This window comes from Myxococcus qinghaiensis, assembly GCF_024198215.1.
Classification (GTDB): Bacteria; Myxococcota; Myxococcia; order Myxococcales; family Myxococcaceae; genus Myxococcus; species Myxococcus qinghaiensis.
On sequence record NZ_JAKCFA010000028.1, the window covers coordinates 89592 to 108831 of the forward strand.

Annotated in this window: 12 protein-coding genes; 3 read left to right on the plus strand and 9 right to left on the minus strand. The window is 69.4% G+C overall.

The features are described from left to right. Positions 1–29 precede the first annotated feature (29 nt). The 9 genes from LZ199_RS38615 to LZ199_RS38655 all read right to left on the minus strand — a co-directional run bounded on the left by LZ199_RS38615 (position 30) and on the right by LZ199_RS38655 (position 12643). On the minus strand, positions 30–1127 hold the full coding sequence (locus LZ199_RS38615) for a response regulator (RefSeq protein WP_253998805.1): 1098 nt from the start codon (positions 1125–1127) through the stop codon (positions 30–32). Then, the gene (locus LZ199_RS38620; RefSeq protein ID WP_253998806.1) at positions 1124–1678 is read right to left on the minus strand and encodes a chemotaxis protein CheB; all 555 of its coding nucleotides are present in this window, start codon (positions 1676–1678) and stop codon (positions 1124–1126) included. The genes LZ199_RS38615 and LZ199_RS38620 overlap by 4 nt, the downstream gene beginning before the upstream one ends. Further along, positions 1675–2508: a CheR family methyltransferase gene (locus LZ199_RS38625; protein WP_253998807.1), complete on the minus strand. Its 834-nt coding sequence runs from the start codon at positions 2506–2508 to the stop codon at positions 1675–1677. The genes LZ199_RS38620 and LZ199_RS38625 overlap by 4 nt, the downstream gene beginning before the upstream one ends. Next, a complete protein-coding gene (locus LZ199_RS38630; RefSeq protein ID WP_253998808.1) occupies positions 2505–8414 on the minus strand; it encodes a HAMP domain-containing protein in 5910 nt (1969 codons plus the stop codon). Before LZ199_RS38630 ends, LZ199_RS38625 begins: the two co-directional genes overlap by 4 nt. 239 nt (positions 8415–8653) lie before the next feature. Then, the gene (locus tag LZ199_RS38635) at positions 8654–9475 is read right to left on the minus strand and encodes a hypothetical protein (RefSeq protein ID WP_253998809.1); all 822 of its coding nucleotides are present in this window, start codon (positions 9473–9475) and stop codon (positions 8654–8656) included. Between the two features lie 5 nt (positions 9476–9480). After that, positions 9481–9855 (minus strand): response regulator, encoded by a 375-nt coding sequence (locus tag LZ199_RS38640; protein WP_253998810.1) that lies wholly within the window; start codon positions 9853–9855, stop codon positions 9481–9483. Positions 9856–9880: 25 nt separating this feature from the next. Next, positions 9881–11317: an ATPase domain-containing protein gene (locus LZ199_RS38645; protein ID WP_253998811.1), complete on the minus strand. Its 1437-nt coding sequence runs from the start codon at positions 11315–11317 to the stop codon at positions 9881–9883. A gap of 118 nt (positions 11318–11435) precedes the next feature. Beyond that, a complete protein-coding gene (locus LZ199_RS38650; RefSeq protein ID WP_253998812.1) occupies positions 11436–12050 on the minus strand; it encodes a hypothetical protein in 615 nt (204 codons plus the stop codon). Further along, positions 12047–12643 carry an RNA polymerase sigma factor gene (locus LZ199_RS38655; protein WP_253998813.1) on the minus strand — a complete coding sequence of 199 codons (597 nt, stop codon included), beginning with the start codon at positions 12641–12643 and terminating at the stop codon, positions 12047–12049. The genes LZ199_RS38650 and LZ199_RS38655 overlap by 4 nt, the downstream gene beginning before the upstream one ends. A gap of 136 nt (positions 12644–12779) precedes the next feature. Here LZ199_RS38655 and LZ199_RS38660 point away from each other — a divergent pair, with 136 nt between their 5' ends. From LZ199_RS38660 to LZ199_RS38670, 3 genes are read left to right on the plus strand one after another with little or no spacing between them, the layout of a single operon-like run. Beyond that, positions 12780–14426 (plus strand): SulP family inorganic anion transporter, encoded by a 1647-nt coding sequence (locus tag LZ199_RS38660; RefSeq protein ID WP_253998814.1) that lies wholly within the window; start codon positions 12780–12782, stop codon positions 14424–14426. Positions 14427–14435: 9 nt separating this feature from the next. Next, a complete protein-coding gene (locus tag LZ199_RS38665) occupies positions 14436–17576 on the plus strand; it encodes a YbcC family protein (RefSeq protein WP_253998815.1) in 3141 nt (1046 codons plus the stop codon). Continuing rightward, entirely contained in the window at positions 17563–18942 is a 1380-nt protein-coding gene (locus tag LZ199_RS38670; RefSeq protein ID WP_253998816.1) for a proton-conducting transporter transmembrane domain-containing protein, read from the plus strand. Before LZ199_RS38665 ends, LZ199_RS38670 begins: the two co-directional genes overlap by 14 nt. The last annotated feature ends 298 nt before the right edge of the window (positions 18943–19240 follow it).

Below are 19240 nucleotides of genomic sequence, written 5' to 3' on the forward strand. Positions count from 1 at the left end.
TGGCCAACATGCGCCCATTATTTTGTGCGTCAACCTTTTCCCGCACGAGGGTGTTCAGCTTCGGGTGAAGGGAGGTCCTCCGGTGGGTCGCGGAGCCTCGCGGGGAGGCCCTGCCCGGCTCCCTGCTCCGCTGGGGTCATGCCGAGGGGGACCAGGTGTCGCAGGCCCTCGACGAGCTGCTGGGTGGCGCTGGGGCCCGTCACGTCGAGCAGCGCCAGCAGCACCGTCTCCGGGCGCCCGTACATCTTCGGCAAGAGCGTGCTGAAGGCGCGCACCGAGCCGCGCTGCTCACCCAGCTCCCAGTCCACCTGGAGGCCCTGGAGCGTCTCGCCCCGGGCCGCGCGCATCAGCGGCTGCGCCTCCTGCGGCAGGGGGCTGCCATCCTGTCCCCGGACGATGACGTCCGCGTGGAGGCCCTGCGCCTCGCGATATGCCAGACACCCACCGGCCAGTCCCTGGGCGGCCCGGTTGGCCAGCAGGGTGTGGCCGCTGCCCGGCTCCACCAGGGCCAGGGGCGTGGGCAGCGCCGTCAAGACGGCCTCCAGCCAGCGCTGCTGGTTGCGGTGCGACTCCATCTCCCGGCGCAGGTGCTCCTCGCGCGCGCGGGAGCGCTCCGCCTCCATGCGCCGGTGGGCCTCCGCCAGCTCGCTCTCGTGCTCGCGCCGCTGCGTCTCGCGCAGCGCCTCCGCCTGGCGCCGCACCAGCTCCGTCTTGCGGAACAGGTCCACGAAGACGCCCACCTTCGAGCGGAGGATTTCCGGCTCGTAGGGCTTGAGCAGGTAGTCCACCGCGCCCACCGCGTAGGCGCGCAGCTCCGGGAGCTGCCCGCGCGACAGGGCGGTGAGGAAGAGGATGGGGGTGTTGCGGCTGCGCTCGCGCTCGCGGATGAGGCTGGCCGTCTCGAAGCCGTCCATGCCCGGCATGACGACGTCCAGGAGGATGGCGGCGAAGTCCTGGGTGAGCAGGTGGCGCAGCGCCTCGCGGCCGCTCTTCGCGGTGATGAGCTTCTGTCCCAGCGGCGCCAGCGTCGCCTCCAGCGCCAACAGTCCCTCCGGCTGGTCGTCCACGAGGAGGATGCAGGCGGGCTCCAGGGAGAGCACCGGGCCGCGAGCGGACGCGGAGCTCATGGCTGCACCCGGCCGCGCGCCGCATAGGCCAGCCGCGTCAGCCACCCTCCCACGTCGGCGAGCGACAGGCGCTCCACCTCGCCCTCCTGTCCCTCGCCGCTCTCGGACTCGCCCCGCACCACGGCCACGCGTCCGCCCCGCGCCTGGAGGAGCCCCAGTCCCTCCTGGCCGTCGTCATGGCCGGCGAAGAGCAGGCCGGCCGCGGCCGCGCCGTAGCTGTCCGCCGCGGACTCGAAGAGGGCGTCGATGGCGGGACGGCAGCCGTGCTCGGGGGGCTCCACGGACAGGGCCACGCTGCCCCGGTCCACCAGCAGGTGGTAGCCGCCCGGCGCCAGGTACACGCGGCCGGGCACCAGGTCGTCCTTGTCGTCCGGCTCCACCACCGGCAGCGCGCAGCGGCGGCCCAGCGGCGGGGCCAGCACGTCATGCGGCCCCCGGTGCAGCACGACGACGACGGGCGCGGGCAGGTGCGCCGGCAGCATGGACAGCAGCGTCTCCACGTCCGCCCCCGCGCTCCGGGGCGCCCCCACCACCAGCAGGCCCACGCTCATGTCACCCTCCGGAAGATGTGGCCACTGCCCTCCAGCTCTTCGTAGGCGGCGGCGTGCGGCGTGCGCGCGAGCGACTCCTTGCGCCCCAGGCACAGGAAGCCGAAGCGGGCCAGGCTCTCGTACAGCCGCGCGTGCACGCGGTTGTGCAGGGCGCGGTTGAAGGACAACAGCGTGTCCCGGCACAGGATGACGTGGAACTCGTTGAACGAGCCGTCGATGGTCAGGTTGTGCTGGGTGAAGAAGATGCCGTCGCGCAGCTTCGGCTGGAGCAGCGCCCAGTTGCCGTCGCGCGTGTAGTAGTCCGACAGCGAGCCCCTCCCGCCCGACTCGGCGTGGCGGCGCGCGTCGTCCTCGCCGGGCAGCGGCAGCACTCCGGTGCGCGCGTCCGCCAGGAGCCCCTCGCTGGCATCCGACGCGTAGAGCCGGCAGCGGCCCCACAGGCCCTCCTCGTGCAGCAGGATGGCCAGGGCATAGGTGTCCTCTCCGGTGCCGCAGCCCGCGTGCCAGACGCGCACGGACGGCCAGGTGCGCAGCACGGGGACGACGCGCGCGCGGAAGTCGCGGAAGAAGGCCGCGTCCGCGAAGAGGCTGGTGGGCGTGCTGGACAGCGCGCGCAGGAGGCCCTCCAGCGCCTCGCTGTCGTGCAGCACGCGGGCCTGGAGCGCGGAGAAGGACTCCAGGCGCTCCTCGCGCAGGTGGCGCCGCAGCCGCCGCAGCAACTGCGGCCGGGAGTGGCTGCGCAGGTCGAAGCCCCAGTGGCGGGCCACGCCCTCCAGGAGCAGGTCCGCCTCCAGCGCCTCCAGGGCCGCCGCCGACGCCGCCGCGCTCACCCGGAGACCTCCGTGCGCGGGCCTCGCACCGAAACGCCTCGCGGCGCGTGCAGCCACACGCGCAGCAGGCTGAGCAGCTTTTCGATGTCCACCGGCTTGGTGATGTAGTCGGACGCGCCCGCCTCCAGGCACTTCTCGCGGTCCCCCTTCATCGCCTTGGCGGTGAGGGCGAGAATCGGCAGGTGCGCCACGCGCTCCATGCGGCGGATGGCGCGCATGGCCTGGTAGCCGTCCATCTCCGGCATCATCACGTCCATCAGCACCAGCTCGATGTCCGGGTCCGTCTCCAGCTGCGCCAGCCCCTCGCGCGCGCTCTCCGCGAAGGCCACCTTCATGCCGTAGCGCTCCAGCACGGTGTTGAGGGCGAAGATGTTGCGCACGTCGTCGTCCACCACCAGCACCTTGCGGTTGACGAGCAGCGGGTCTCTCTCGCGCGCCTTCTCCAGCATGCGGCGCTTGGACTCGGACAGGTTGGCCGGCGAGCGGTGCAGGAAGAGGCTCGTCTCCTCCAAGAGGCGCTCGGGGCTCTGCGCGTCCTTGACGACGATGGCCTCCGCCACCCGGCGCAGCTCCGTCTCCTGGGCGCGCGACAGCTCGCGGCCCGTGTAGACGATGATGGGCGGTCCGCCCGCGCCATGGGCCTCGCGCACGCGGCGGATGAGCTCCGTGCCGGGCAGGTCCGGCAGGCCCAGATCCAACACCATGCAGTCGAACCGTCGCCCGGCAAGCGCGGCCAGCGCGTCCGCCGCCGTGCCCACCGCCACCGTCTGCACGTCATCGCTGCCCAACAGCTCCAGCAGCGTCTGCCGGTGCACGGCGTCGTCCTCGACGATGAGCAGCCCCCGGCCCTTGCGCTCCACGAAGTCGCGCAGGGAGGCCAGCGCCGCCGCGGCGGCCTCCGGGTCCGCCGCCGCGCGCAGATGGCCGATGGCGCCCAGGTTGAGCGAGCGCTCGCGGTGGTCCGCGTCGGACACCGTGTACACGGGCAGCGCGCGCGTGCCCGCGTCGTGCTTGAGCCTGTCCAGCACCACCCAGCCCGCCATCTCCGGCAGGTCCAGGTCCACCGCCACGGCCACCGGCCGCGCGTTGCGCACGGCGTCCAGCGCGCCCTCCACTTCCGTGGAGACAATCACCTTGAAGCCCGCGCCTTGCGCCGCCGCGCGCAGCCGGGCCGCGTGGTCCGGCGCGTGCGTCACCGCGAGCAGCACCTTGTCCCCGGGCTGGATGGACAGCCGGTCATCGTCGATGCCCAGCGACGCCAGCGAGACGGGGGGCACCACCTCCTCCAGGTGGAGCGGCGGCACCAGCGAGGCCGTGTGGGCCAGGGCGGTGGCCGCGGGCACCGTCCGAGAGGAGTCCTGCTGTCCCGGCCGGTCCGCCACGAAGTCCAGCGGCAGGTACAGGGTGAAGACGCTGCCCTGGCCTGGCTCGCTCTCCAGCCGGATTTCGCCGCCGAGGAGCCTGGCGATTTCACGGCTGATGGACAGGCCCAGGCCGGTGCCGCCGTACTTGCGCGCGGTGGAGCCGTCCGCCTGCTGGAACGCCTCGAAGATGATGTGGTGCTTGTCCTTGGGGATGCCGATGCCGGTGTCTCGCACGGAGAAGGCCACCACCGAGGGCGCGGTGGAGAGCACCGGGTGGTCCGGCGTCCAGCCTCCCTGGGCCATGCCGATGTCGAGCGCCACCGAGCCGGACTCGGTGAACTTGAAGGCGTTGGACAAGAGGTTCTTGAGCACCTGCTGGAGCCGCTTGGCGTCCGTCTCCACCTCGCCGGCCATGCCCCGCGCCAGGTCGATTTCGAACTGGAGGCCCTTCTTGTCCGCCACCTGGCGGAAGGTGCGGTCCACGAACTCGCGCAGGTCGCTGAAGCGCAGCGGGCCCACGTCCACCGTCATGGTGCCGGACTCAATCTTCGACAGGTCGAGGATGTCGTTGATGAGCTCCAGCAGGTCCGCGCCGGAGGAGTGAATCGTCCGGGCGAACTCCACCTGCCGCCCGGTGAGGTTGCCTTCGACGTTGTCGCTGAGCGTCTGGCTGAGGATGAGCAGCGAGTTGAGCGGCGTGCGCAGCTCGTGGCTCATGTTGGCCAGGAACTCGCTCTTGTACTTGGAGGTGAGGCTGAGCTGCTCCGCCTTCTCCTCGAGCGCGCGCTTGGCCTGCTCGACCTCGCCGTTCTTCCGCTCCACCTCCGTCTTCTGCTCGGAGAGCAGCTTCGCCTTCTCCTGCAGCTCCTCGTTGGTGCGGCGCAGCTCCTCCTGCTGCCGCTTGAGCAGCTCCTCGGACTGCTGGAGCGACGTGGCCTGCTGCTCCAGGCGCTTGTTCGTCTCCGTCAGCTCCTCCTGCTGCTTGCGGAGCTCGTCGGTGAGCGCCTGCGACTGCTTGAGCAGCGCCTCCGTGCGCATGTTCGCGGCGATGGTGTTGAGGACGATGCCGATGGACTCCGTGAGCTGCTCCAGGAAGCCCAGGTGCACGTCGCTGAAGCGGTGGAACGAGGCCAGCTCGATGACGGCCTTGATTTCACCTTCGAAGAGCACCGGCAGCACGACGATGTTGCGTGGGACTTCCTCGCCCAGGCCGGAGGAGATGCGGATGTATGTGTCCGGCACGTCGGACAGGAGGATGGGTTCCTTCTCCAGCGCGCACTGGCCGACCAGCCCCTCGCCCAGCTTGAAGGTGTTGGAGAGCCCCTTGCGCTCCCGGTACGCGTAGGACGCCAGCAGCTTGAGAATCTGTTCCCCTGCCTCGGCGCGCTCGGAGATGTAGAAGACGCCGTGCTGCGCGTCCACCAGCGGCGCCAGCTCCGACAGGATGACCTTGGACACCGTGAGCAAGTCACGCTGCCCCTGGAGGACGCGGGTGAACTTGGCCAGGTTGGTTTTGAGCCAGTCCTGCTCCGTGTTCTTGCGCGTGGTGTCCTTCAGGTTGCGGATCATCTCGTTGATGTTGTCCTTCAGGGCGGCCACTTCGCCCTGCGCGGACACGGTGATGAACCGCGTGAGGTCACCCTTCGTCACCGCCGTGGCCACCTCGGCGATGGCGCGCACCTGCGTCGTCAGGTTGGCGGCGAGCTGATTCACGTTGTCGGTGAGGTCGCGCCAGATGCCGGCCGTGCCGGGCACGCGCGCCTGTCCGCCCAGCTTCCCTTCGATGCCCACCTCGCGGGCCACCGTCGTCACCTGGTCGGCGAACACCGCCAGCGTGTCAATCATCCCGTTGATGGTGTCCGCCAGCTCCGCGATTTCGCCCTTCGCGTCCACGACGAGCTTGCGCTTCAAGTCACCGTTGGCGACCGCCGTCACCACCTTGGCGATGCCGCGCACCTGCGTGGTGAGGTTGGAGGCCATGGAGTTCACGTTGTCCGTGAGGTCCTTCCACGTGCCCGCCACGCCCTTCACCTCCGCCTGTCCGCCCAGCTTTCCTTCCGTACCCACTTCGCGAGCGACGCGCGTCACCTCCGAGGCGAAGGAGGAGAGCTGGTCCACCATGGTGTTGATGGTGTTCTTCAGCTCCAGGATTTCACCCTGCACGTCCACGGTGATTTTCTTGGAGAGGTCTCCGCGAGCCACCGCCGTCGTCACCTCGGCGATGTTGCGCACCTGCGCCGTCAGGTTGGAGGCCATGGAGTTCACGTTGTCCGTGAGGTCCTTCCACGTGCCCGCCACGCCCTTCACGATGGCCTGACCGCCCAGCTTGCCTTCCGTACCCACTTCGCGCGCGACGCGAGTCACCTCGGACGCGAACGAGTTGAGCTGGTCCACCATCGTGTTGATGGTGTTCTTCAACTCGAGAATCTCGCCGCGCACGTCCACGGTGATTTTCTTGGACAGGTCTCCGTTGGCGACGGCCGTCGTCACCTCGGCGATGTTGCGCACCTGCGCCGTCAGGTTGGACGCCATGGAGTTCACGTTGTCGGTGAGGTCCTTCCACGTGCCACCGACGCCGCGCACCACGGCCTGGCCGCCCAGCTTTCCTTCCGTACCGACTTCGCGAGCGACGCGGGTCACCTCGGACGCGAACGAGTTGAGCTGGTCCACCATCGTGTTGATGGTGTTCTTCAGCTCCAGAATCTCGCCGCGCACGTCCACCGTGATTTTCTTCGACAGGTCTCCGCGGGCCACCGCCATCGTCACTTCGGCGATGTTGCGCACCTGGGACGTCAGGTTGGAGGCCATCGAGTTCACGTTGTCCGTGAGGTCCTTCCACGTGCCACCGACGCCGCGCACCACGGCCTGCCCGCCCAGCTTGCCCTCGGTGCCGACCTCCTTCGCGACGCGCGTCACCTCCGAGGCGAACGAGGAGAGCTGGTCCACCATCGTGTTGATGGTGTTCTTCAGCTCCAGCACCTCGCCGCGCGCATCCACCGTGATTTTCTTCGACAGGTCGCCCTTTGCCACCGCCGTCGTCACGTCCGCGATGTTGCGCACCTGGGCCGTCAGGTTGGAGGCCATGGAATTCACGTTGTCGGTGAGGTCCTTCCACGTGCCACCGACGCCGCGCACCACGGCCTGTCCACCCAGCTTGCCTTCCGTACCCACTTCGCGAGCGACGCGAGTCACCTCGGACGCGAACGAGTTGAGCTGGTCCACCATCGTGTTGATGGTGTTCTTCAGCTCCAGGATTTCACCCTGCACGTCGACGGTGATTTTCTTCGACAGGTCTCCGTTGGCGACGGCCGTCGTCACCTCGGCGATGTTGCGCACCTGGGACGTCAGGTTGGAGGCCATGGAGTTCACGTTGTCCGTGAGGTCCTTCCATGTACCGGCCACGCCCTTCACCACGGCCTGACCGCCCAGCTTGCCCTCGGTGCCGACCTCGCGAGCGACGCGAGTCACCTCGGACGCGAACGAGTTGAGCTGGTCCACCATCGTGTTGATGGTGTTCTTCAGCTCCAGGATTTCGCCGCGCACGTCGACGGTGATTTTCTTGGAGAGGTCTCCGTTGGCGACGGCCGTCGTCACCTCGGCGATGTTGCGCACCTGGGACGTGAGGTTGGAGGCCATGGAGTTCACGTTGTCCGTGAGGTCCTTCCACGTCCCGCCCACGCCCTTCACCACGGCCTGTCCGCCCAGCTTTCCTTCCGTACCGACTTCACGCGCGACGCGAGTCACTTCCGAGGCGAAGGACGAGAGCTGGTCCACCATCGTGTTGATGGTGTTCTTCAGCTCCAGGATTTCGCCGCGCACGTCCACGGTGATCTTCTTCGACAGGTCCCCCTTGGCCACCGCCGTGGTCACCTCGGCGATGTTGCGCACCTGGGACGTCAGGTTGGAGGCCATGGAGTTCACGTTGTCCGTGAGGTCCTTCCATGTACCGGCCACGCCCTTCACCCGGGCCTGACCTCCGAGCTTGCCCTCGGTACCGACCTCGCGCGCCACGCGCGTCACTTCCGAGGCGAACGCGCCCAGCTGCTCCACCATGCCGTTCACCAGCCGGGCGGTGCGCAGGAACTCGCCCTTGAGCGGACGGCCATCCACCTCCAGGGCCACCGTCTGGGACAAGTCACCCTTGGCCACGGCGCCGATGACGCGGCCCATCTCCGTCGTCGGCTGCACCAGGTCCGCCACCAGCGTGTTCACCGACTCCACGCAGTCGGCCCACGAGCCCACGGCGCTCACCACGTTGGCGCGCTGGGTGATGCGGCCCTCCTTGCCCACCACGCTGCCAATGCGCTCGAACTCGTGCGCCATGCGCTCGTTGAGCTCGATGATTTCATTGAGCGAGTCGGCCACCTTGCCGGCGTTTCCCACCTTGTCCACGGGCATGCGCACGGAGAAGTCGCCCTTGCGCACGGCGGTGAGCACGCGCAGGAGCTGGCGCGAGTCCAGGGTGTCCGAGTCGTCCTCCACGGAGCGCGATGGCGGAGGACTCGCGGCGGCGCGGCGGGAGACCACCTTCTTCACAGTCATTGAGAGCCCCAGCTCATTCCCGGGAGGGACAAGGCCCTCTGCTGCCGGGAACGGAAACTTTCGGAAGGGCTCTGTTCTCCCGCGACTCCCCGGAGCGGGGATAGTCCCCTCGGGAGGGCTGGTTGACCGGCACCCGACACTGCGGCCCCGCTCCGTAAGCCAGCCAACACTTGCCCCGCGGGGCCCATGACTCCCCGTGAAGTGCGGAACGACTTGCCGGAGCCCGGAGCCTCGGAGGCCTAGTGCCGCAGCCGGGGCGTCGGGGCCCGCACGTGGACTTCCATGCGCGCATCCCCCGCCACCACGCTGCTCAGCACTTCCTGCTGCTCGGGAGACAGCCGAGCGACGGCGCGCAGCGCGGCCACCAGCAGCAGCGCCTCCACCGACGACGGCACGCCCACGCCGTCCTTCCCCGTCTTCAGCGGCATGGGCAGCCGGGGCACGCGGTGGGCGGAGGTCAGCGCCTCCACGGCATAGGCCGGCGTCGTGTCCAGCGTGACGGCGATGGCGGGCAGCTCCTGCGCGGCCTCGGCCTGCCCTCGCGCCTGCATCTCCATCAGCATCTGGAGCGCGCCCGGCTTGAAGTACAGCGCCAGCCCCGCCCGACCGTCATCCATGTGGAAGACGCAACCCTCGAAGGTGTGGTTCAGGGGCCCTGAGACCGCCACCTCGAAGGGCTGGCTGTCGTCCCAGTACGTCCACGGGCGCGCTTCCCAGAACTCGGTGGCCGCCTGGACGAAGAGCAGCGCCTTGTCCGAGCCCAGCGCGGACAACCCCCGCTGCCCCCAGGCCAGGAACGTGGCGATGGCCGCGCGCGAGGAGAGCGCCGCCGCCGGGGGCTCCTCCACCGCCACGCCCAGCGCCGCGCCGGCCTCCGCGAGCGCGGGCTCACACCGCACCCCGCTCAGGTCCTCCAGGCCCTCCAGCAGCACCCGCAGGCCCGCCGCGTCGTCCTGCTCGAAGACGGGCTGGGACGGCTCGCCGCTGTCGGTGATGCGCAGATAGACCTGCGTGCTCCCCTGGGAGAGTGGCACGGGACCGAGCTTGAGCAGATGGAACATGGGGCCTAGCCGGAGGCGGCGCGCTTGCCATCCAGCGCCTTGCGGACCTGCTTCATCAGCGCGGGGATGTCGAAGGGCTTCTGGAGGAAGGGGATGCCAGGGTACTGGACCCGCAGGGGGGCGACGTCCACCGCGCTCATCCCCAGGAGCGACACCCCGGCCCAGCTCGGCTCCGCGCGAATGCGGTCGATGAGGGCGGGGCCGTCCAGCACCGGCATCATCCAGTCGGTGAGGACCAGGTCCGGCCGCAGCTCGCTCATGCGCTCCAGCGCCTCGCGGCCATGAGAGGCCGTCAGGACGCGGTAGCCCTCCTCCCTCAGGAGGTCCGCGAGGGCTTCCAGGATGCCCTGCTCGTCATCCACCACCAGGACCGTCTCCATACGGGCGGGTTTCGCTCCTCACGAATCAGGGATGGCCACCGGTCCGGTGTCGGGCAAGGCCCGTCAACAGGGTGTCCAGGGCAACGTCGAAGGGAGGCAGCACCTCGATTCCTTGTCGGGAGATACGAAACTCCCGGATGGACGGGTCGTACTCGGTGTCCCGCAGCTTGAAGATGGTCAGCAGGCGGCGAAGACGCCCTTCCAGCTCTACGTGCCTCAGGAAGAAGAGGTTCTCCGCCACGGCGGAGGGACCCACTTCCATGGGCACGTCGAGCACGGGCCCGAAGAGGCGGGGCGTCTCCAGGCTGAAGATGGTGGTCGCGCACGACAGCCGCAGCTCCTGGGTGAGCGCCGCGAAGAAAGAACCCATCCGCGAGCTGTCCGGCGCGGCCTGGCTCATCGCGCTCAGCCCATCCACGAACACCCGTGTCACCTGGTGTTTGCGCACCGCGCTCAAGAGTTGGTCCGCCAGCACATCCAGGATGGACTCCGCGGGAGGTTGCCAGAGGATGTGCATCCTCCCCTCCTTCACGGCCTCACCCAGGTCCATGCCGGCGGACGCCACCTTGTGGAGCAACCGCTCGGGCGACTCGTAGAAGCCCATGAACAGGCAGTGCTCGCCCCGCCTCAGTCCCTCGGCGAGCAAGCTGCTACCCATCATCGTCTTGCCGCTGCCGGGAGGCCCGAGCATCAGCGACGTGGAGCCCTTCGCCAGCCCCCCCGGGAAGAGCGCATCCAGCGAGGGGACTCCGAAGTGCACCCGCTCGCTGCCAGGGTCCGGCGGCGGCGTGCGCTGCATGCGCGCCTCCAGCCGGGGGAAGACCTCCAGCCCGTCATTGGAGATGCGGAAGGTGTGCACGCCGCTCAGGGTGGCGCCGCCCCGGAACTTGCGGACCTGGAGCTCTCGCCACGAGCGCACGCCCAGGGTGCGCTCGCGCAGCTCCAGGATGCCATCCACCATGGTGTATTCCGGGTGGACGGTGGGGCCGTTGGAGCTGGTGAGCATCAGCGCGGTGAAGCGCGACAGGCTGGCGGACACCTGTAGCTCGTGGATGAACTTCTTGAAGTCGCGGCTGCTACCGGCCGCCTCCTGCGCCTGCACCAGGCCATCCAGGATGAGGATGCTGGTGTTGTGGTTGCGCACCTCGCGCCGCAGCAGCTCCAACAGCCCCGGCAGCCCCTGCTCCTCCAGCGTGCGGAAGCCGCTGACGTAGTAGACGCTCTCGGGCAGCAGCGCGGAGTCGAAGAAGGCCATGTCCCGCATGTTGGCGAGCATGCGAGCGTGCGACTCGGCCAGCAGCGTGACGTAGAGGCACCGCGCCCCTCCACGTGCCTGGTGGTAGCAAAGCTGGTTGGCGAAGAGCGTCTTGCCCGCCCCGGGCTCACCCACGACGATGTAGACACCCGAGGTGACAAGGCCACCGCCCAGCACGCCATCGAGGCCGGGCACGCCAGTAGTCACGCGCGCGTCCTGTCGCGGCGCTTGCTCGGAAGGAGACATAGAGGGGCTCATACCGCAAAACCCGGCGTCCGCGCCCCTGGATTGCTTACAGGGTCGCGTGCAGGGGGGAGAAGAGGGTTCAGGGGTCGGCGACCACGACGAAGTGCTCCTGGACGTGCCGGACATCGGAGGCATGCGACACCCGGAATTCATAGCGCCCTGGCTTGTCGATGCGCACCCTCAACAGCGTGGCGGCGTCGCCGGTCCGCACGGTGAAGGCATGGACGCAGCGGTCCTCGTCGCAGTCCACCAGCCCCCGCGAGAGCACGTCGAGCGGGTGGGGGTGGACCGTCAGGGGAGGCGAGGTCTCCAGCCGGACGGTGGCGGGCTCTCCAGCGTGGACTCGATGCGTCCAGGGCAATTCCAGCCAGCCCGCTCCATCACCAGGAAGCTGGAAGGCGACCTCCCGGGCCGGCAGCAGCTCCGGACCGGCGGGAGGTCGAGGAAACAGCAGCAGGACCAGGGCCCCCGTCAGCACCGCGCCCACCAGCACGCGCGTGGCGGGGTGGTGGGCCAGGCGGAGGCGGGGTGGAGGCTTTGTCACGGGCGGCGCGTCGGCCTGCTCAGCCCGGGCGAGCGCGGCCTGGAGCCGGGCCCTCAAGTGGGCCGAGGGCTTCTCCGCCCGGAGCGCCCGGAGGGCCGCGTGGACCTCCTCGGGGAGCGGAGGTGGCCTGTCCTCATCCTCCGCGCTCATGGACGGCCTCCTTCGCTGAAGGCCTGAGCCTGGGGGTGGGAGGCGGCCATGAACAACACCCCCAGCCGCGCGCGCCCCCGGGAGTGTCGACTCTTCACCGTGCCGAGCGGCACCCCGAGCACCCGCGCCACCTCCTCGTAGTCCAGGTCCTCCACGTCACACAGGAGCACGACGAGGCGGAACTTCTCCGGCAGCGCGTGAAGGCACGCCAGCACCCGCTCCGCCTCCTCCGCGCCGCACAGCCGCGCCTCCGGGTCCGGCTCTTCGATGCCGCCCGCGAACAGCGAGCCCAGCACCGACGAGGCCCCCTCCAGCACCGAGTCCAGCAGGGAGCGCCGCCGCGCCTGCGAGCGCCGCTGCTCCAGGAACTGGTTGCGTGCGATTCCACACAGCCACCCCAGCCACGAGCCGGAGCCCCGGGAATCCCGGTGCAGGTACGCGCGCACCAGCGAGTCCTGCAACAGGTCCTCCGCCTCCTGCCGGCTCCGGCATAGCGCCAGACAGAAGCGGTGGAGCCGGGGCAGCAGCGGCTCCACGGCGGCCTCGAAGCACTCCCGCGCGCTCGGCGCCGCGAGCCCCCCACTCTGTTTCATTTTCAATCCAGACACGACCCCATCCCCCGAGAAAACAAGACATCCCATGCGGGCAATGGATTGCTCATGGAATCAATACAAGCCCGGGAACCGGAGCGCGCCTCGTTCCATCTCTCGCTGTCGAGGGGGAGTCGTCATGCGAGGCTCGCAGTCCAATGTCAGTCATTCTCCTGAGACCCGGGGACAAGCGCCCTGGAAGCAAGACCTTGTCTCGGGCTTTCTCGTCTTCCTGCTCGCGTTGCCGCTGTGTCTGGGTATCGCCATGGCGAGCGGCTTTCCGCCCGTGGCCGGCATCCTCACTGCGGTGGTGGGCGGCCTGTTGTCGTCCTGGGCGGGCAGCGCGCGGCTGACCATCAAGGGGCCCGCGGCGGGGCTCATCGTCATCGCGCTGGGGGCGGTGACGGAGCTGGGCGGAGGTGATGGCGTGCTTGGCTACCGGCGGGCGCTGGGGACCATTGTCGTGGCGGCGTGCCTGCAGATGCTCTTCGCGGCGCTGCGCGCGGGACGGCTGGGGGACCTGTTCCCGTCAGCGGTGGTGCACGGGATGCTCGCGGCCATCGGCGTCACCATCTGCGCCAGGCAGGTCCACGTGCTGCTGGGAGTCTCTCCCGTGGCGCGGGCGCCGCTGGGGTTGTTGGCGGAGGTGCCGGGCAGCGTGGCGCGGCTGAATCCGGAGATTGCCCTCATCGGAGGGCTGGGCCTGGGGTTGCTGTTCGGCCATGCGGCGCTCAGTCGGCGGGTGACGTGGCTGCGGCGGATACCGGCGCCCCTGCTGGTGCTGGCCGTCGCGGTGCCGCTGGGGCTCGGGTTCGATTTGGAGCACGCGCACACGTTCACCTTCTCGCACGCCGTCTTCTCGGTGGGGCCGGACCACCTGGTGAACCTGCCGAGCAACCTGCGCACGGCGCTCACCTTCCCGGACTTCTCCGGGGTGCTGTCGGTGCTGGGGTTCAAGTACGTGGTGATGTTCGCGCTGGTGGGCAGCGTGGAGTCGCTGTTGACGGTGAAGGCGGTGGACCTGCTGGACCCGGAGCAGCGCCGCTCGGACCTGGACAAGGACTTGTTCGCCACGGGGCTGGGCAACCTGGTGGCGGGGCTCCTGGGGGGACTGCCGATGATTTCGGAGGTGGTGCGCAGCTCCGCCAACCTGAGCCAGGGTGCGAGGAGCCGGCTGTCCAACTTCTTCCATGGCCTGTTCCTGTTGTTGTTCGTGGCCTTCGCGCCGGAGCTCATCCACCGGATTCCGCTGGCCGCGCTCGCGAGCATGCTCATCTTCACGGGCGTCCGGCTGGCGTCGCCGGGTGAGCTGGTGAAGGCGTACCGCGTGGGCGCGGAGCAGGTGCTCATCTTCTGCGTCACGCTGGTCGTCACGCTGGCCACGGACCTGCTGGTGGGCGTGACCGCGGGCATCGTCCTGAAGGCGGGGGTGCACCTGCTCAATGGGGCGTCGCCCAGGGAGTTGTTCCGTCCCGACATCGAGGAGCAGGTGGGCGTGGACCGGGTGGTGTTGCGCGTGCGCAGCGCGGCGGTGTTCACCAACTTCCTGGCGTTCAAGAAGCTGCTGAACCGACACGCCCAGGCGCCGCGCATCGAGGTGGACCTGACGGAAGCCCGACTGGTGGACCACACGGTGATGCAGCGGCTGCATGAGCTGGCGGTGGAGCGCGCCCGGGAGGGGCGGCAGCTCCAGGTGCTCGGGCTGGAGCAGCATCGGGGGATGTCTTCGCATCCGCTGTCCGCGCGCAAGAAGGCGCCGGCCGGAGACCTGGGCCTCACGCCCTGAGGCGAAGCCATGAGCCACGTCACCTGTCTGACTTCGCCCTCGGAAGACCGGGGCACGAGGCTGCGCGTCGCACTGGCTCGCGCGAGCCACGTCCTCCCCGCCCAGGGTCCCATCGGCGTGTTCGTGCACCACAACACGCTGCACGCGCTCCAACACCTGCCCTTCCACGAGGCGGTGGCCACCGCGAGCCGGACGTTCGGCGCGGAGGGATATCTGTCCGAGGCGCGCTTCCTGGAGCTGTACCGACAGGGCCGCATCACCGACGAAGACCTGCGGGCGGTGCTCGCGGAGCCGGGTGCGCCCCGCGTCGCGCCACCCGAGGAGCTGTCATGGGATGCGACGGCGCTGACGTTGCTCGCGCTGCTTCATCCGATGGAAGCGGAGTCGGAGGCCTCGCTTCGCTGGCAGCTGGAGGAGCGCCACGCGGCGGACCGGCTCCGCGCGGACCTGTCCACCAGCACTCGGCAGGCGCTGCTCCAACGCTCGACCGAAGGAGTGCGCGCGTGGCTGGAGCGCGTGGGCCGGGACTGGACGATGACGGAGCTGGCGTGCGCGCTGCTCGACCCCGAGCTCGGGTCCACCGTGCGCGCGGAGGACTCCAGGGTCACCGCCGAGCTGGCTTCAGTGTTCGGAGGGGACGGCAGCCCGCGCTCGCTCCGTGAGCAACTGGAGCACGCGCCGGAGACCTTCGCGGTGCGAGCCCTCTGGTCCGCATGTCGCATGACGAAGATATCCGTCCCTCCGCGAACGGCGGAACAGCTCAGCCATCGCGAGCTGCTGCTCGAAGCCACGGGCGAGGATGTGAATGACCTGCTGCACCCCCTCCTCATCCGTGCCTGCGCGGCCTTCCTGGATGAAGGCGTCGCGCATTGGAGCCTGCCGGGCCGGGAGCACGGCCTGCATCCCGCCTGGGTGGCGATGATGCGCGAGGGGCTCGGCGTCGCCCCCGACTGGCTGGCCGGATTGGAAGACGACCTGGTGGCCGAACCGGAGGAAACGGTGCTCGGCGTACTCGACGAGTTGGGCGTGGCCGAGGCCGACTGGGAGCCCTACCTCGTCCGCGTGCTGCTCGCGCTGCCGGGGTGGGCGGGGATGATGCATCGACTGGAGCACCACCCCGGGGACCGCGCCGAGGGAGCACCGCCCGCGCGGTTGCTGGACTTCGTCGCGGTGCGGCTCACCCTGGAGCGACGTGCCCTGCGCGAGGTCGCCCGACGACGACTCGACTACACCGGCCCGCTGTCCGGGTTGGCGCGACTCGCGAGCCCCGCCCGTGAATCCACTCAGGCCGCGAGCTGGCGACTCTTCCAGTGGGCTCAGCTCCTGGGGCTGTCCGCGATGGACGTGGAGACACTTCCACTTCGAGCCCGGCATGAGCTGCTCGCAGGGCTGGAGGCCTTCGACGACGGTGCGCGGCGTCGCGTGTGGCAGGAAGCCTACGAGCACCACTATCGAAGCGAGGTGTGCCGAGGTCTCGCGCGCAACCGCCTCCGCCCGGAGTCCGAGCGCGTGGTGACGGCGCCGCGCTTCCAGCTGATGTGCTGCATGGATGACCGGGAGGAGTCCTTCCGTCGCCACTTCGAGGAGCTGGACGCGCGACACGAGACGTTCGGCATCGCCGGGTTCTTCGGCGTGGCCTTCGACTATCGAGGGCTGGACGACGCGAGCCCTGTCTCGCTGTGCCCCATCGTCGTCACCCCGGCGCACATCGTGGAAGAGCAGGCACGCGCTGAGCATCAACCCCTGGCGGAGACCCGAGCCAGACGACGGAGCCTGTGGGCACGCCTCGACCAGGCCTTGCAGCAGGGCACCCACGCCCTGGAGCTCTCCTGGCTCTTCGTGCCGCTGCTCGGCCTGTTGTCCGCGCTGGTCCTGCCCTGGCAGCTCCTCCTTCCGCGAGCACGGGGTCGGCTGAGACGGGCCCTCTCCGCGAAGTGCCTGCCCAGGCTCTCCACCCGACTCACGAGCCTGCGTGAACCCGAGGCCCACCGTGCCGCACCGATGCTGAAGGCGCGGGGCTTCACCCTCGACGAGAAGGCGGCGCGGGTGGCGGCATCGCTGGAGAGTCTGGGATTGATGAGGAACTTCGCGCCGCTGGTGGTGGTGCTCGGCCATGGGGCAGGGAGCGTCAACAATCCCCACCAGGCGGCCTATGATTGTGGCGCATGCGGTGGCCGGCACGGAGGTCCGAACGCGCGCCTCTTCGCGGAGATGGCGAACCGCCCCGAGGTCCGCGCGAGGCTCCGGGAGCGCGGCCTCCTCATTCCAGACTCCACCTGGTTCATCGGCGGGCTGCACAACACCACCACCGATGAAGTGAGCCTGTATGACACGCAGGCCCTTCCGGAGTCCGCGCGTGAGGAATTCGCGGGGCTGCGCGCGGCCCTGGACCAGGCCCGTGCACTGTCCGCCCAGGAGCGCTGTAGACGCTTCGAGTCCGCGCCCCTCGGGCTGTCCGCTCCGGCGGCGCTCCGGCATGTCGAGGCGCGCGCGGAGGACCTGGGGCAGCCTCGGCCGGAGCTGGGGCATGTGACCAACGCCGCCTGCATCGTGGGCCGCAGGGCGCTCACGCGAGGACTGTTCCTGGACCGGAGGGCCTTCCTCCTCTCCTATGACGCGAGCCAGGACGCGAGTGGAGCCATCGTCGAGCGCATCCTCCTGGCGGCGGGCCCCGTCGGCGCGGGCATCAGCCTGGAGTACTACTTCTCTTGCGTCGACAACGAGCGTCACGGCTGCGGCACCAAGCTGCCCCACAACCTCACCGGCCTGCTCGGCGTCATGGACGGCGCGGAGAGCGACCTGCGCACGGGGTTGCCTCGGCAGATGATTGAGATTCACGAGCCGATGCGACTGCTCCTCATCGTCGAGGCGAGCACCGGCGTGTTGTCTTCCATCCTCGCGCGACAGCCCGCGCTCCAGGAGCTCATCGGTCAGGAGTGGGTGCAGCTCGTGAGCGTGGACCCGGTGACGGGAGAACAGCACCGCTTCACGCGACACGGCTTCCAACCGCTCACACCGCCGGAGACCGGCTTGCCGGAGGTGGCCTCTTCGGCCCACTGGTACCGAGGCCACCGCGACTTCCTGCCTCCGGCCCTCATTCGCGGGCCAGCGCCGCGTCGATTGGGAGAAGACCGTCATGCCTCGTCCTGAACTCGCGGAGCTTGCCTGGACGTGGCTCGCGGCGATGGTGCCGCTGAGTCCCCTGCTCGCCTTCTTCAGCCTGGGGACGGTGATGTTCCTGCACCGAGCGCCCAGCGAACGTTGGGTGGTGCGCCAGGTGATGGGGGCGTTGTGGCTGTCATGGAGTTGCGCGGTGGCCACCGTCTTCCATTGGCTCTCCCGACCCGAGGCCGTGCGAGTCATCCGGCTGTGCCCATGGTTCTCCTCGGGCGAGTCGAGCTTCGACGTGACGCTCCAGGTCGACCCGCTCTCGGCGACGATGTGGCTGCTGACGAGCCTGCTCACCCTGCTCATCGGCCGCTTCTCGGTGAGCTACCTGCACCGGGAGCCGGGCTTCGCGCGGTTCTTCCTGCTGTTGTCGATGTTCTCCTCGGGAATGCTGCTGTTGGTGGGAGGAGGAAGCCTCGACATGCTCTTCGTGGGCTGGGAGTGGGTGGGGCTCGCGTCGGCGCTGCTCATCGGCTTCTTCCATGAGCGGTCCGCGCCCCTGAACGCCGGGCTTCGGGCCTTCGGCACCTATCGAGTCTGTGACGTGGGTTTGCTCGCGGGCCTGGTGCTGCTGCATCACCTGACAGGCACGACGGAGTGGAGCGGCACATTCAGCCCGCGCCGCTCCGCGCTCCCGGCCACCGCGCTGGGCCTGTGTCTGTTGCTGGCCGCCATGGGGAAGTCCGCGCAGGTCCCCTTGGGTGGCTGGCTGCCTCGCGCCATGGAAGGCCCCACGCCGTCCAGCGCGCTGTTCTATGGAGCGCTCTCCGTGCATGCGGGGCTGTTCCTGTTGCTGCGTTCGGAGCCGCTGCTGGAGCAGGCACCGGTGGCGAAGGGCGTGCTCGTCGTGGTGGGGTTGCTCACGGCGATACACGCCACCGTGGTGTGGCGAGTGCAGACGGATGTGAAGAACGCGCTCGCCCATGGAGTCCAGACACAGGTGGGTCTGATGTTCATGGAGGTGGGCCTGGGGCTGTACACGCTCGCGCTCGTGCACCTGGTGGCGCATGCCTGTCTGCGCTGTCTCCAGCTCCTCCGCGCGCCTTCCGCCCTGCGCGACGTCCAGGCACGACGTGCCGCGCTCCAGGACACACGCGCACCGTCCATCGTCACGGCGCACCGACTGTTGCCGACGCGGTTCTACCGACTGGCGCTGGAGCGCTTCGCAATCGACGTGTTGCTGGAGCGCTGGCTGGTGAAGCCCGTGCTGCGCCTGGGGCACTGGCTGGATGGAGCGGAGCGTCGCTGGGTGGACGCACTCGATTCAGGTGTGCCGCGCCCGGCAGTCGCTCCCGCGCCGCGTCCCGCTGAGTCCGCGCCGAGCAATCCCACCACGGGGGCCGCATGAGTCCCACCCTGTTCCTCTGCTTGCTGGTGTCACTCCCTCTCGTGGGCGCCGTGCTGCTCACCGTGTCGCGGCAACCCACGCGGGCTCGCCTCATGGCCACAGGCACAGCAGCCCTCACGTTGCTGCTCGCCGTCGCAGCGCCACACCTCGCCGGAGGCACTTCAACCAGTACCGGCCTCGCGGTGCCCTGGCTCAGTGCGACCGTCCACCTCGGCGTGGATGAACCGAGCGCACGAGCACTGCCGCTCATCGCGTTGCTCACGCTCGTCACCCTCATCGCGAGCCCTCGCCAGGACTC